Origin of the sequence: Nitrosomonas sp. GH22 (genome assembly GCF_009833115.1) — a bacterium.
Lineage (GTDB): Bacteria > Pseudomonadota > Gammaproteobacteria > Burkholderiales > Nitrosomonadaceae > Nitrosomonas > Nitrosomonas eutropha.
The window spans coordinates 304,585-318,296 of the sequence record NZ_QRCA01000009.1; the positions used below are offsets into that span (position 1 = coordinate 304,585).

Below are 13,712 nucleotides of genomic sequence, written 5' to 3' on the forward strand. Positions count from 1 at the left end.
CTATTGAAGTGTGAGAGACAGTTGTTATCGACAAGCAAATAGTAGGCCTGCATGACAATCGACTGCTATATGGGTGTCATGCGCTCAGCAAGATTAGCCATAATCCAGATGGTGCCAGCCACCATGATGATCAACAGCGAAGTAGAAAACAGGACCAATAACAGATCCTCACGCTTGCGTTTGCGGTCAAGGTGCAGGAAGTAGCGAAAGTGCACCACGGTCTGCACCAATGCCAGCACCGCGATAGTTATTAACAACGGGTCACGTGCCATGGCTTGCCACTGTACCAGCGCAAAGGGTACCAGCGTGAGGCCAAGCGCTAGACCAAACCCCCACATGTAAGACATGAAATCACGCCGCTCATTGGCCGTGAGCGCGTTGGTCGCGGATGTCCGGGTAACAATAGGTTCACTCATGCCAATCCCGCCAGATAAACTACTGAAAAAATAAAGATCCAGACAATGTCCAGAAAATGCCAGAACAGTGCCAATCTGAGTAGCCCCAGCTTGGTCTCGCTATCCAGGCCATGAACGGCGATTTGCCCCAGCATGCAAACCAGCCAAATGCAACCTGCCATCACATGCAAGCCGTGCAGCGGCACGAGACCAAAGAAGCCCGATAAAAAGCCGCTTTGCGTGGGCAGGCCGCCGGCAGCAAACATGGCGCGAAAATCATTCAGTTCCATCCCCAGGAAAACTACGCCAAGCACCAGTGTGATCAGCAGCCAGCCGACCAAGCGTGATGTCGGGTGTTTGTATTTCATGGCGATTGACGCCATACCGAACGTAAAGCTGCTCGTCAGCAACAGCAGTGTTTCAATGAAGATGGGACCCAAGTGGTACAGTTCGCGCGGGCCAGGGCTGTCTGCAGTGCCATGCAGCAAGGTGGCGTAGGTAGCAAAAGCCATTCCGAAAATAATGGCGTCGCTCATCAGGAATACCCAGAAACCAAACACAGTTGCTTCGGCCTGGGTGTGCGCATCCGAGTGTTCGACCCCGAGGTTCAGGCCCGGGTAGATAAAAATCTCCTTGTTCTGGCGTGCGTCAAGGTAAAACTCCAAGCGCTTGAAAAGCTCTGAGATCATGTGGGCACCTCTACGGTTTCAATCGCGGCACGCCCTTTGTTCGCGGCCGTGTGCTCTTGGCTGCGCTTGATCGGCAGCGCCAAGCGTGCAGCCTGGATCCAGTGCTGATGCGTCCGGCAGACAGCTTCTGCCGGGATGATTTTAAGTGTGTCACGCTGAAAGCCGCGCATCACCAGGGTGCCAATCGTTATCAATCCTGTCAGGATTACGAGCCACCAGATTTGCCATACCAGCCCGAATGCTAACAAGAAGCTAGTGCCGCCAAATACTGGACCCATTGCGCTGTTCTGCGGTATTTCGATATTGACGTATGCATCGGGTTCCTGATAGCCGACGCCAAATTCCTTGGCGGCGGTAAAAGCATCACGATCGTTGATACTTGGAACAACTGGGAAATTGTACTCCGGCGGGGGCGCTGATGTAGCCCATTCAAGGCTGCGACCGTTCCATGGATCGCCCACAAAAACGCGGTTTTTTTCACGATACTTGATTGAAACCCACAGCTGAATTACAAGCGCCATGAGCGCTGCTGCAACCAGTAGAGCACCTACAAATGCAACGATTTCCAGTGGTACGTAGCTAGCCTGTTCGTAGGCAACACTGCGGCGTGGCAACCCCATCAAGCCCAGAATGTACAGCGGGAAGAATGCACCCATCCAGCCAAAAATCCAGCAGTATGCGGAAATTCTTCCCCAACGTTCATCCAGGCGAAACCCGAATGCTTTGGGAAACCAGAAGGTATAACCCGCCAGCATGCCAAACAGTACGCCTGGTACGACCATATTATGAAAATGTGCCACCAGAAAAACCGTGTTGTGTACTTGATAATCCAGGATGGGATTGGCCAGCATGATGCCGGTAATGCCGCCAATCACGAACAGAAAGATGAACGCCAACGAATAAATCATGGGTACACTGAAGCGTATGCGACCGCGAAGCATGGTCCACATCCAGTCATAAATTTTGACTCCGGTAGGAATGCCGATCAGCATGGAGGCAATCCCGAACACCGCGTTGATATGGCCCGATTGACCCATGGTGAAGAAGTGATGCAGCCACACCAAAAATGACAGGAATGCAATCGATATGGTTGCCCACACTAACGATTTATAGCCAAACAGAACTTTACCGGAGAAGGTCGAGAAGATCTCGGAATAGACACCGAAGGCAGGCAAAATCAGAATGTAAACTTCAGGGTGACCAAAGAGCCAGAACATGTTGAGGAAATTCATCTGATTGCCGCCCAGGCCGTTGGTGAAGAAATGAAAATCGAGGTAGCGATCCAGTGCCAGCTGTAGTGTCACTACAGTAAGTGGAGGCATGGCAAAAATCATCATGATAGCGGTGCATAGCGCGGTCCAGGTAAAGAGCGGCATGTAATAAAGCTTCATGCCAGGCGCACGTTTTTTGTAAATGGTGACGGCAATGTTGATGCCGGTGAGTGTGGAGCCCAAAGAAGCCAGTGTGAGTGACCAGATCCAGTAATCAACCCCGATGCCCGGGTTGTATAAGGTTTCGGTATAGGGGGGGTAACCAAACCAGCCACCGGTAGAAAAAGCTCCGACGACAAGTGAAATCATCACCAACGCAGCACCTGCTGCAGTTAGCCACAGGCTGATGGAATTGAGTATCGGGAAAGCAACGTCGCGTGCGCCGATTTGTAGCGGTACGACATAGTTGATGAGCCCCGTGAGAAACGGCATCGCCATGAAGAAGATCATAATCGTGCCGTGCGTACTGAAAAGCTGGGCGAAGTGGTCGGATGAAAGAAAGCCGCCACCTAATCCGACTGCGCCCTGCGCGCGCATCAAAACTGCTTCGGCGATGGCACGCGTTAACATCACCAGTGCCAGCACTACATACATGATCCCAATCTTCTTGTGATCGGTGCTGGTGAGCCAGTCGAACCACAAAGTGCGCCAGGCGCGGTAGCGCGTCAGCAATGCCACCACCACCATCACGCTGATGATTACGAGCGCGGCTGCAAAACTGCCTAGAAGCCCGTTAATAAAAATATCGCTATCATCGCTGCTGAGCATGGCCAGAAACGGAAACGAATCCGCACCGAGAAGTCCTAGCGGATGATTGAAAATGGTAGACCAGCTCATAGGTTATTGACCCTTAGTGATCGCGGGCGCCAGCGCGGTTGACGGCAATGGTTTCTCATCCATGACTGATATCACTAAATCGGTGAAGAAATTAGCTTTCACGCCTGTGAAGTAAACATTACCATCGAAGGTCGGAGCTGCTGGTGCCAGCGCTGTGCTCAGCTGTGCCTTGGTTCCTTGCGTTGCAATGGCGTTCAATGCGGCTGCATCGAACGGGATTCCGGTAGCGCGGACTTGCTGCACCCAGGCATCAAAGTCTGTCAGCGTCATCGCCACAGCGACAAACTTTTGCTGGTGGAAGCCATCGCCGCTATACATGGTGTTTTCACCGAGGAAGTGGCCCGGCCGGTCGGCTTGCAGATTGAGCTGTGTGACCATGCCGCCCATGGCATAAATCTGGCTGCCTAATGCTGGAATGAAAAATGATTGCATCACCGTGGCTGAAGTCAGCTCCATGGTTAGCGGCTGCTCGGCAGGAAACGCCAGCATGCCGACGCTGGCAATGCCATGCTCAGGATAAACAAAGAGCCACTTCCAATCGTAGCCAATTACCTGGACATGGGTTGCTGGTTTACTGGACGCAAGGGTGTGATAAGGGTCAAAGCGTTCTGTATCTTCCCATACCAAGACGCTTAAAAAAAGAACAATGGCGATTGGGATGCCCCAACTGAAATATTCGAGTGGTTTGAAGATCTCCCATCGTGGCACGTATTTGGATTTGGTGGCGCCATAGCGATAGTGCCATGCAATCCACGCCGTACCGATAAACACAGGCAGCGCAATCAGAATGAAGAGGATGGCCACGACCAGCCAGAAATGTTCACTTTGAGCTGTCGCAATTGGGCCTTGTGGATTGAGGAAGCTCAAATGTTCGGCACTGTTACATCCTGAGAGCAACAAGAGTGCAACATAATGAACAGACAAAGTGCCGGTTTGTTGTAAGCCAAGGCCATGCATGTGTAGCACAGACACTGGCGTTGTGGATTTGGGCATCACTGTTCTCATTTGGCTCTGCGTCGATAATAACTACAAACTACGATCAACCAGTCCTACATTAGATACTCATGCATATTGACCAGTTCAAAAACTGGCTTGCAGTATGATTCATCTACCAGAGCAATTTATTGCTTCGTATTGATCGGAGTTCAGTTTTGTGCATCCATGTCATAACATAATATAACTATGCCGGCTTCATCATAGGAAAATTAGTACCGATCGAGTATCCTTATTTGAATTTGAACAAAATAATCTTCTATCATGAGCGTAGTAAAAAAAGCTGTATTCCCGATCGCAGGTCTTGGCACCCGCTTTCTACCTGCAACCAAGGCATCTGCCAAAGAGATGTTACCAGTCGTAGATAAACCGTTAATTCAATATGCCGTTGAAGAGGCGTATGCTGCCGGAATCCGACACATGATTTTTGTGACAGGCCGCACCAAGCGTAGCGTCGAAGATCATTTCGATACGGCCTACGAGCTGGAAAATGAGTTGGAGTTGGCAGGCAAGACCATGTTGCTGGATGTCGCTCGCGGTATTGCTCCCGATGATATGGTCTGCACCTATGTACGTCAATCCCGTGCGATGGGGCTTGGTCATGCGGTGCTGTGCTCAAAAGAGCTGGTTGGTCATGAACCCTTTGCAGTATTACTCGCTGACGATTTAATGATTGGGAAGCCTACGGTAATGGCGCAGATGGTTGAGCAATTTGCCAAAAGGCAAGCCAGCATCCTGGCTGTTCAGGATGTACCACGTGAACATACCAGGCGCTACGGAATCGTCAGCGGCCGTAGTGTGGCGCCAGACCTTGTGGACGTCAGCGGAATTATTGAGAAGCCTGCTCCAGATGTTGCGCCTACAACGCTGGCCGTTGCTGGTCGCTATGTTTTGACCCCGGGTATTTTTAAAGAGCTGGAAAACATGCCTCACGGTGTCGGTGGCGAAATTCAGCTCACTGACGGTATTGCCCGACTTTTGCAACACGAGAAGGTTTTTGCTTATCGCTACAAAGGTGTTCGTTACGATTGTGGAAGCAAGCTGGGATTTTTGCAGGCAACAGTGGATCTTGGCGAGTGCCACGATGAAGTTGGGGCCGAATTTTCAGCATGGCTGCAACAACGCGACGTACATTTGAAGGCTGATAATTAATTGTTTAAAGTGGTGTCTGGATCTGTTCTTACTAACGATGCCTGAAATGTAAGTCCTCAATTGAGGATTTACATTTCAGGCTGAATTCCATCATTTCATGATTTTATATTTTCATAAGTTATAAACTGTGGGGGTTTATTTCTGAAATTTTGTCTGAATTATATACTGATCATTGCGCGTACATCCGCACGACTGATCGAAGCATTTAAAGATCGCCCAATCCATGAATTCGGCCCGCAAACTACTTTGCAAACGGGTAATAATTTTCCGATGGAGAGCCCGTTTTCGTTCGCTGCAGAGGGATTGGATCGTGCCCAAATTCCCAATGATACAGGCTACCTCAAGGAATTCTTTAACCGCGTAGATAAAAGCTTACAGGAAATTCAGAACAATCCCGAGCGTAAACGTTTGCCGGTAATTATCGTCGGCGATGCGCGCAATGCAGCCTTTTTCAAAGAGGTTTGTGACCAGCCAACCGATATCGTCGGAGAAATCACCACTGTGCCTGATTTAAAGGTACCTGCTGAAAAAATTATTCCGGAAGTGCAGGCCATGCTGGTTGAATATCGCCTCAACCGGGCAAAAACAGCTCTGCATCATCTTACCCAGGCACGCGACGCTCATCAATTACTGACAGATTTTTCCACTATTTTCCGTGCTGTGGCCGAAGGAAATGCAGTGCGCTTGTTCGTGCGTCAAGGCTATATTCAGCCGGGCATCATTGATTTTGACCAAAAGATCGTTACTGTTCACGATGATGCTACTGCATCGGATATGACAGATGATGTGGTGGATACATTTATCGAGCTGGGCATGCAACAGGGTGGTGAAATCTGCTTTTTGTCAGCTGAGCAGCTGGGAGAAGAGAAGCCGCTCAGCTTGCAGACAAGATATTAATTGGTTTGTAGAGAGAGTCATGATTCTGACAACAAACCCTGCAACCGGAAAAATACTGCGAACGTACAGGCGCTATTCCGAAACGATGATCTTCAGTGCGCTGGAACATGCGCATGCGGCTCATCTGGCATGGCGGCAGACGCCTTTGTCTGAACGGGCAGGAGTGCTGCTGAAACTGGCAGAAGTTCTGCGAAAGAAATCTGAACAATATGCCCGGCTGATGTCAGAGGAAATGGGCAAAACCAGTCGCGCAGCACGGGCGGAAATCGAAAAATGTGCCTGGTGCTGCGAAGTGTATGCAGCTAACGCTGCAACCTGGCTGGCTGAGGAAGAGGTTGCAGCAGATGGCCGAAAACATCGTATCGTTATTGAGCCGCTGGGGGTCATTCTGGCGGTTATGCCCTGGAACTTTCCGTTCTGGCAGGCGATTCGTTTTCTGGTTCCGACACTGCTGACAGGCAATGGCGCTTTGTTGAAACATGCCGCCAATGTCACGGGATCTGCCCTGAATATTCAGGAGGCAGTAAGTGAAGCCGGGTTTCCACAAGGGCTGTTCAGCACGATTCTCGCTTCTCATGAACAGATCGAACAGATTATTGCTCATCCGTTATGTCAGGGTGTTTCACTGACTGGCAGCGCTGAAGCGGGCAAAATTATTGCTGCCACAGCCGGAAAATACCTGAAGAAAATCGTACTGGAACTGGGGGGTTCTGATCCCCTGGTTGTACTGGCGGATGCAGATATTACCGCTGCGGCAAAGGCAGCGGTAACCGGGAGATTTCAGAATAACGGGCAGAGCTGCATTGCCGCGAAGCGCATCATCGTTCTGCGGGAGGTACAGGAAGCATTTACTGCAGCGTTACTGGCTGAAGTTGAAAAACTGGTGGTGGGGGATCCGCTCGACGAAAAAACGGATATTGGTCCGCTGGTCAATGAACAGGCCGCAGAAAAAATGGAACAATTCGTGGCTGATGCACTTGCGAAAGGTGCGGTGGTACGAACAGGCGGCAAACGTCAGGGGGCTTATTTCCCGCCGACTGTGTTGACCAATGTGACTCCGGATATGAATGTACTGACCGAAGAAGTATTTGGCCCGGTCGTGCCGGTCATCGTCGCTCAATCCGTAGATGAAGCCGTTGCATTGGCTAACAGTACCCGGTTTGGCCTGGGTGCGAGCGTATGGAGTCGTGATCTGGTGTATGGCGAGCAGGTCGCACGCAAACTGGAAGCAGGCGCCGTGTTTGTCAACAGCATCACCAAATCGGATCCGCGCATGCCTTTTGGTGGCATTAAGGAAAGTGGTCTGGGGCGTGAGCTTTCCCGGTGGGGATTGAGAGAATTTGTCAATATCAAGACCATTAACGTTTATGATAGCTAGAGATAAAAACCATACAGGAGAGACTCACATGCCTATTTCAAAATTCATATTGGTCGGCTGTATGCTGACAGTTGCCGGGATTCCCAGTGCATTTGCGCATACCGGTCATGGCGGCAACGAGATGCCTGCCACATACGGACAGGAATCTGCTGTACCGACGACGGATGAATCGCTGGCGGACGAACGGCAAGCCTCGGCACTCCTGAATCTCGGCACACATACCTTCCCGGTCAGTACACAAAACAAGCTGGCGCAACAATTCATCAATCAGGGAATTAATCTTGCCTACGGCTTCAATCATGCGGAAGCCGGTCGTGCATTCAAGGAGGCAGCCCGCCTGGATCCCGGGCTGGCAATGGCCTATTGGGGACAAGCACTGGTGCTGGGCCCCAATATCAATGCAGCAATGGATGCCGGTGAAGAATCGTTGGCGGTGAAGCTGATCAATCAGGCTAAATCACTCATGACCACAGCGTCGCCGAAAGAGCAGGCACTGATACAAGCACTGGAAAAACGCTATTCAGACATGGCCGAAGCACGTAAAGTCAACGATAAAGCGTATGCGGATGCCATGCGTGAGGTGCATCATCAGTTCCCGGATGATCCGGATATTGCCATGCTGTATGTAGAATCCACCATGGATCTTCGCCCTTGGGGCTACTGGATGCGGGATGGTTACCCGTTTGAAGGGACAAATGAAATTGTCGCATTGACTGAAGATATGTTGCGTCGCTACCCGAACCATCCGGGGGCGCTGCACATGTATATTCATCTGATGGAGCCCACCTCCAATCCAGAACGAGCTGAACAGGCAGCGGATAAATTGCTGACACTGATGCCACAAGCCGGACACATGATTCACATGGCTTCACATATCTATCAACGTGTAGGCCGCTATGCAGATGCTGTAAAAAGTAATCAGATGGCGATCAAGGCGGATGAGGAATATATCGCACAGTTCAAGGCGCAAGGGCTGTACCCGGTGGTGTACTATCCACATAACATTCATTTCCTCTGGTTCGCGGCTTCAGCTAGCGGTCAGTATGCACTGGCACTTAAAAGTGCTCGTGACGCAGCCAGTAAAGTGGATGATAAGTTACTGAGTCAAATGCCTTTTACTGCAATTTTCCGGGTCTTGCCTTACTGGACACTTGCCCGATTTGGCCAATGGCAAAGCGTACTTGCTGAACCGGCTCCGCCTGCGGATAACGCCTTTCTCACAGGAAGCTGGCATTATGTGCGTGGCCTGGCCTATATAGCGATGGGACAATTACAACAGGCCGGGATGGAATTAGCGCAATTGCACAAAATTGTAAAAGATCCTTCACTTAATACCCCGTTGCTTTCTCAAAATACGGCGTACAACGTATTGCGAATCGCCCCTGAAGTACTGGCAGGCGAACTCGCCGCTGCACATGGAAAACTTGATGTCGCCATTGCCCACCTGGAACGGGCAGTCCGACTTGAGGATGGCCTAGTCTATACAGAACCTGCTGAATGGCATTATCCACCACGGTTGGCATTAGGAGCGATTCTACTGGAAGCAGATCGTCCCGATGAAGCGGAGACCGTATACTGGGAAGATCTGCGGCGCAACCGCGATAATGGTTGGGCACTGTTTGGTTTGCAGCAAGCTTTACGTGCTCAAAACAAAACAGTAGAAGCAGATGTGATCAAGGCCCGTTTCCAAAAAGCATGGGAACATGCAGATATCCCACTCTCTGCTTCACGTATGGGATGGTAAAACGGGGTAAAGATTAGCGTGAGTGGCTGTAGCTCACGCTAGGAGTGGTGGGTAAACAGGCTTTATCTATAATCATCCAGGACTGAACACTTAATGGCTGACATAAAGCTTGTCAATTTCGGCCTGGTAGTGTTTATAAATATTTTTTCGTTTTAATTTGAGAGTGGGAGTGAGCATTTCATTCTCTACTGTCCAGGGTTCAGGAATAAGCAGTGCACGGTGAACTTTGGCGTAGCCTGGGAAGCCGCTGATCTGTCGGGCGATTTTTTCCAGAATGATTTCTTCAGCATATTCATCATAAGCCAGTGCATGCGGATCATTTTTTGTATTGCAGTGCGTAGCAACGACTTCCCATCCATGCTTGCTCAGGACAACCAGCGCGCTCAAATAGGAACGTCCTTCTCCAATAATCATGACCTGTTCGAAGATCGGATCATGCAAAATGGCCGCTTCCATGTCAGCTGGCGGTATTTTCTCACCGGTGGACGTGACGATAATATCCTTTAGCCGGCCGGTAATGGTGATTCTTCCCTGTTCGTCGATCTGTGCGGTATCTCCGGAATCAAGCCATCCATCTGCAGATAAGATGGCACTGGTGGCTTCCGGATTGTTCCAGTAACCCAGCATGACGTTGGGACCGCGAATCAGCAAGGCATTCTGCTCGCCCAGCTTGACCTCCACTCCGGGAATAGGTTTACCGACGCTGGCCGGGACATTATCGTTCAACCGGTTGGCGCAGACGACCGGGCTGGTTTCGGTCAGCCCGTAACCTTGCAGGATAGGTAATCCCAGTGCGATAAAAGTATGCGAAACTTCTGGCGATAATGCTGCGCCTCCACTCATTACTTGCCACAGCCGTCCGCCCAGTTTTTCCATCACCTTGCGGGCGATCAATCGATCAAGCAGTGGCCACAGCAGGTGTGAAATTCGCCAGCCAGTACGTCCCTGCTGATATTCAAAACGGCTGTATCCCACATCGACAGCCAGCTTGAATAACAGTCTGGCCACTGCAGAGCCTTCGGCCAGTTTTTCCTGGATTCCCACATAGATTCTCTCGTAAATTCTGGGTACTGAAATCAAAATGGTGGGCCGGATGATCAAGAGATCTTCCGATAACTGGCGAGTGGAACGTGCATAGGCGATTGTTGCGCCACATAGCATGGGAGTGTAGTAGCCGGCTGTGCGCTCAAAAGTGTGGGACAGCGGCAAAAACGACAACAATATATCATCCGGCGTCACCGTAACAATCTGTGCACAAGCATGGGCATTGGACAAAATATTGTGATGGCTCAGCATTACTCCTTTCGGGCGACCAGTTGTACCGGAAGTGTAAATAATGGTGGCCAGGGAATCAGGCTGATTCTCAGCGAGTGGACTATTCTCCGGTTTTTCCGGCAGCCAGTCCCGCAATGCGATGGCGCGTTGATGACCTGTCAGATGCACGTCTTGTGAAGTAGTGCTCATAATGACGATGCGCTTCAGTTGGCCAAGTTGCCCGGCAACTTGGCTAAATGCCTCCCACCGCGCCATGTTCTCCAGTAGCAGCAGACTGGCACCTGCATTATCCAGACACCAGGCGGCATTCTCAGCCCGATCCTCGATATAAAGCGGTACGACCACCAATCCCAACCCAAGTGCTGCCTGTTCAAACATGACCCATTGCGGGCAATTACGCACCATGATGGCCACCCGATCGCCAGGAGAGAGATTTTCCCGGGAAAATGCAGTCCGCCAGAGTTTAACAGCGCTGGCCATATCATCCCATGTGTAATCCAGCCAGGCTTCCTGGCTGACATCGTAGTCACGATAGGCGGTTGTGTGGGGGGTGCGTCTGACCCGTTCTTGGAACAACCCATCAAGCGTCCGGGCCGTTTCAACGGGGATCACGTCTATGTTCCGGGATGGTGTGGCGGCAGTTATATGATTCATGCCGGAATTTCTCCTTGTGGATTACCCACCTGCTGCAAATCAGGTGAGAAATCATCCACCATGATGACGCGGTGGCGCAAGGCTTTCATTTCTGCCAGTAAAGTAGCTTCTCTATCGCTAATAATGCCTTGCGCCAGCGCCTGATTGATTTGTTCATCTTCGTGGGTAGTCAGGGTTTTATCTTTGACTGCTTGCCTCAGTCTGGCTTCAATTGGTTCGCAGGAGATGGCGCTAACCATGGCTTGCCCGAGTAATGCCAGAGGATCATCCTCGTCAGCCGGCAGGTAAATTCCCATTGTCAGGCGATCACGTGCTTCTCCAGGGGTCAGAATGAGCCGGGCGACTTGATGTGAAAGCGTATCAGGAGGCGGCTGGCAGCGCATGCCGCGCGGAAAAACCATGAGTCGCAACAGGCACCGCGTGACTTTGCTGACCGGGAAATTAAGCAGGAATTCATGGAGTGCTTGCTGCATACGGTAGAGTGCATCCTGCATGGACCAGTGTAAAAATGGCAGATCGGCAGCAGGGCGGCCATCATCCTCAAAACGTTTAAGCGTGGCTGAACAAAGATACAACTGGCTGAGCACATCGCCCAGACGTGCGGAAAGACGTTCACGCCGCTTGAGTGTGCCACCCAGCTTCAGCATGGCAACATCCGTTAGCAGCGCAAAGGAAGCAGAGAAACGTGTCAGCTGTCGGTAGTAATTGACAGTTTCACTGGCTGCATTTGCCGGCACTTCTTTGATCAATCGCAGACTGAAACCAAAAATCAGACTGCAGAATGCATTGCGCAAGGTAAAGGCTACGTGTCCGATCAATGCCTTATCAAACGCTTGCAGACTGCGCTTCCTGTCTTGATCCCAAGCTGCGCTGATTTCCTGCAGCGTGAAAGGATGGGCACGGATAGCACCTTGTCCAAAGATGATCATGTTGCGTGTCAGGATATTGGCACCTTCTACGGTGATTCCCACCGGTGTCTGCTGATAGGTGCGTGCCAGATAATTGGAGGGCCCCAGACAAATTCCCTTGCCGCCGTGAATATCCATGGCATCGTTAATCGCCTGGCGGCTGCGTTCGGTCAGATGATATTTGACGATTGCTGAAATGACCGAGGGCTCCTCGCCTAGATCAACTGCACCGGCAGTCATGACGCGTGCGGCATCCATCATATAGGTGTTGCCGGCGATGCGGGCAAGTGCTTCCTCCACCCCCTCGAAATAACCAATTGGCAATCTGAATTGTACGCGTACCCGACCATAGGCACCGCTGCTCCAGGCAGATAACTTGGCTGCACCGACACTGGTGGCCGGCAGCGAAATCGATCGGCCGACGGAAAGACTGTTCATCAGCATGCGCCAGCCTTGTCCTGCTTTTTCCTGTCCACCAATGATCCAGTCCATGGGAATGAAAACATCCTTGCCGGAATTGGGCCCATTCTGGAAAACACCATTCAGGGGAAAATGTCTGCGACCAATATCAATCCCCGGTGTATTGGTCGGAATCAGTGCCAGCGTAATGCCGATATCTTTTTCACCGCCAAGCAATCCATCCGGATCATATAGTCTGAATGCAAGCCCCAGCAAGGTGGCAACCGGCCCCAGCGTGATATAGCGTTTTTCCCAGTTGATGCGTATTCCCAGTACATCCGGCTGACCATTAAATTCAGCGCGGCAGACGATGCCGGCATCCGGAATGGATCCGGCATCCGAACCGGCTTCCGGCCCGGTCAATGCAAAGCAGGGGATTTCGGTACCATTGGCCAAGCGCGGCAAATAATGATTTTTCTGCTCTTCCGTTCCGTAATGCAGCAATAACTCGGCCGGACCGAGTGAGTTGGGCACCATCACCGTAACCGCTGCGGTGTTGCTGCGCGAACTGATTTTCATCACCACTTCTGAATGTGCCAGTGCAGAAAAGCCGAGCCCACCGTATTCCTTGGGAATAATCAGTGCAAAAAAGCGGTTTCCCCGGATAAATTGCCAGACATCAGGCGGAAGATCATGCCGTTCATGCGTGATATGCCATTCATCCAGCATGGCACATAACTGCTCAACGGGGCCATCGAGAAAAGCCTGTTCCTCCGTACTCAAAGTTGGTTTGGGATAGGCCAGCAGCTTGCCCCAATTTGGTTTGCCGCTGAAGAGTTCACCTTCCCACCAGACGGTACCAGCATCGAGTGCCTCCTGCTCGGTTTGGGAAATTTGTGGCAACAGCTTGCGAAAAACTCTCAAGGCAAGGTTGGAGACAATGTTGCGACGCAGAAATGGCACCGTGAATAATGCCACGATGAGGACAAGCAACGCGACAAACAGGAGCAAAACAAACTCGGGCATGGCTTTCTCCATGAATTTTTAGTGATTATTGATCGCTACACTACCCGAGAATAGGATGCTGTCAAGATTTTGTTTGTATCCGTACTGATGCTCA

General features: G+C 51.1%; 10 protein-coding genes. 4 read left to right on the forward strand and 6 right to left on the reverse strand.

Annotation, left to right across the window (positions count from 1 at the left end):
- Positions 1–65: 65 nt before the first annotated feature.
- From ABF86_RS03425 to ABF86_RS03440, 4 genes are read right to left on the reverse strand one after another with little or no spacing between them, the layout of a single operon-like run.
- Complete coding sequence (locus ABF86_RS03425; RefSeq protein ID WP_074710041.1) at positions 66–416, reverse strand: cytochrome C oxidase subunit IV family protein; 351 nt, start codon at positions 414–416, stop codon at positions 66–68.
- Positions 413–1,084, reverse strand: coding sequence for a cytochrome c oxidase subunit 3 (locus ABF86_RS03430; RefSeq protein WP_011633792.1), 672 nt, complete (start codon positions 1,082–1,084; stop codon positions 413–415). Before ABF86_RS03430 ends, ABF86_RS03425 begins: the two co-directional genes overlap by 4 nt.
- Positions 1,081–3,192, reverse strand: coding sequence for a cbb3-type cytochrome c oxidase subunit I (locus ABF86_RS03435; protein ID WP_011633793.1), 2,112 nt, complete (start codon positions 3,190–3,192; stop codon positions 1,081–1,083). Before ABF86_RS03435 ends, ABF86_RS03430 begins: the two co-directional genes overlap by 4 nt.
- 3 nt (positions 3,193–3,195) lie before the next feature.
- Positions 3,196–4,185 (reverse strand): cytochrome ubiquinol oxidase subunit II, encoded by a 990-nt coding sequence (locus ABF86_RS03440; protein ID WP_160803458.1) that lies wholly within the window; start codon positions 4,183–4,185, stop codon positions 3,196–3,198.
- Between the two features lie 264 nt (positions 4,186–4,449).
- Here ABF86_RS03440 and galU point away from each other — a divergent pair, with 264 nt between their 5' ends.
- The 4 genes from galU to ABF86_RS03460 all read left to right on the forward strand — a co-directional run bounded on the left by galU (position 4,450) and on the right by ABF86_RS03460 (position 9,356).
- Positions 4,450–5,337, forward strand: a complete 888-nt coding sequence (gene galU / locus ABF86_RS03445) for a UTP--glucose-1-phosphate uridylyltransferase GalU (RefSeq protein WP_011633795.1) — start codon at positions 4,450–4,452, stop codon at positions 5,335–5,337.
- Between the two features lie 171 nt (positions 5,338–5,508).
- Positions 5,509–6,234, forward strand: coding sequence for a hypothetical protein (locus ABF86_RS03450; protein ID WP_256201559.1), 726 nt, complete (start codon positions 5,509–5,511; stop codon positions 6,232–6,234).
- Between the two features lie 19 nt (positions 6,235–6,253).
- Positions 6,254–7,612, forward strand: a complete 1,359-nt coding sequence (locus tag ABF86_RS03455; RefSeq protein ID WP_011633797.1) for an NAD-dependent succinate-semialdehyde dehydrogenase — start codon at positions 6,254–6,256, stop codon at positions 7,610–7,612.
- 28 nt (positions 7,613–7,640) lie between these two features.
- Entirely contained in the window at positions 7,641–9,356 is a 1,716-nt protein-coding gene (locus ABF86_RS03460; RefSeq protein WP_011633798.1) for a hypothetical protein, read from the forward strand.
- A gap of 90 nt (positions 9,357–9,446) precedes the next feature.
- Here the strand turns inward: ABF86_RS03460 and ABF86_RS03465 are convergent, their stop codons facing one another.
- Positions 9,447–11,285 (reverse strand): long-chain fatty acid--CoA ligase, encoded by a 1,839-nt coding sequence (locus ABF86_RS03465; protein ID WP_011633799.1) that lies wholly within the window; start codon positions 11,283–11,285, stop codon positions 9,447–9,449.
- Positions 11,282–13,618: an acyl-CoA dehydrogenase gene (locus tag ABF86_RS03470; protein WP_160803459.1), complete on the reverse strand. Its 2,337-nt coding sequence runs from the start codon at positions 13,616–13,618 to the stop codon at positions 11,282–11,284. Before ABF86_RS03470 ends, ABF86_RS03465 begins: the two co-directional genes overlap by 4 nt.
- Between the last annotated feature and the right edge of the window lie 94 nt (positions 13,619–13,712).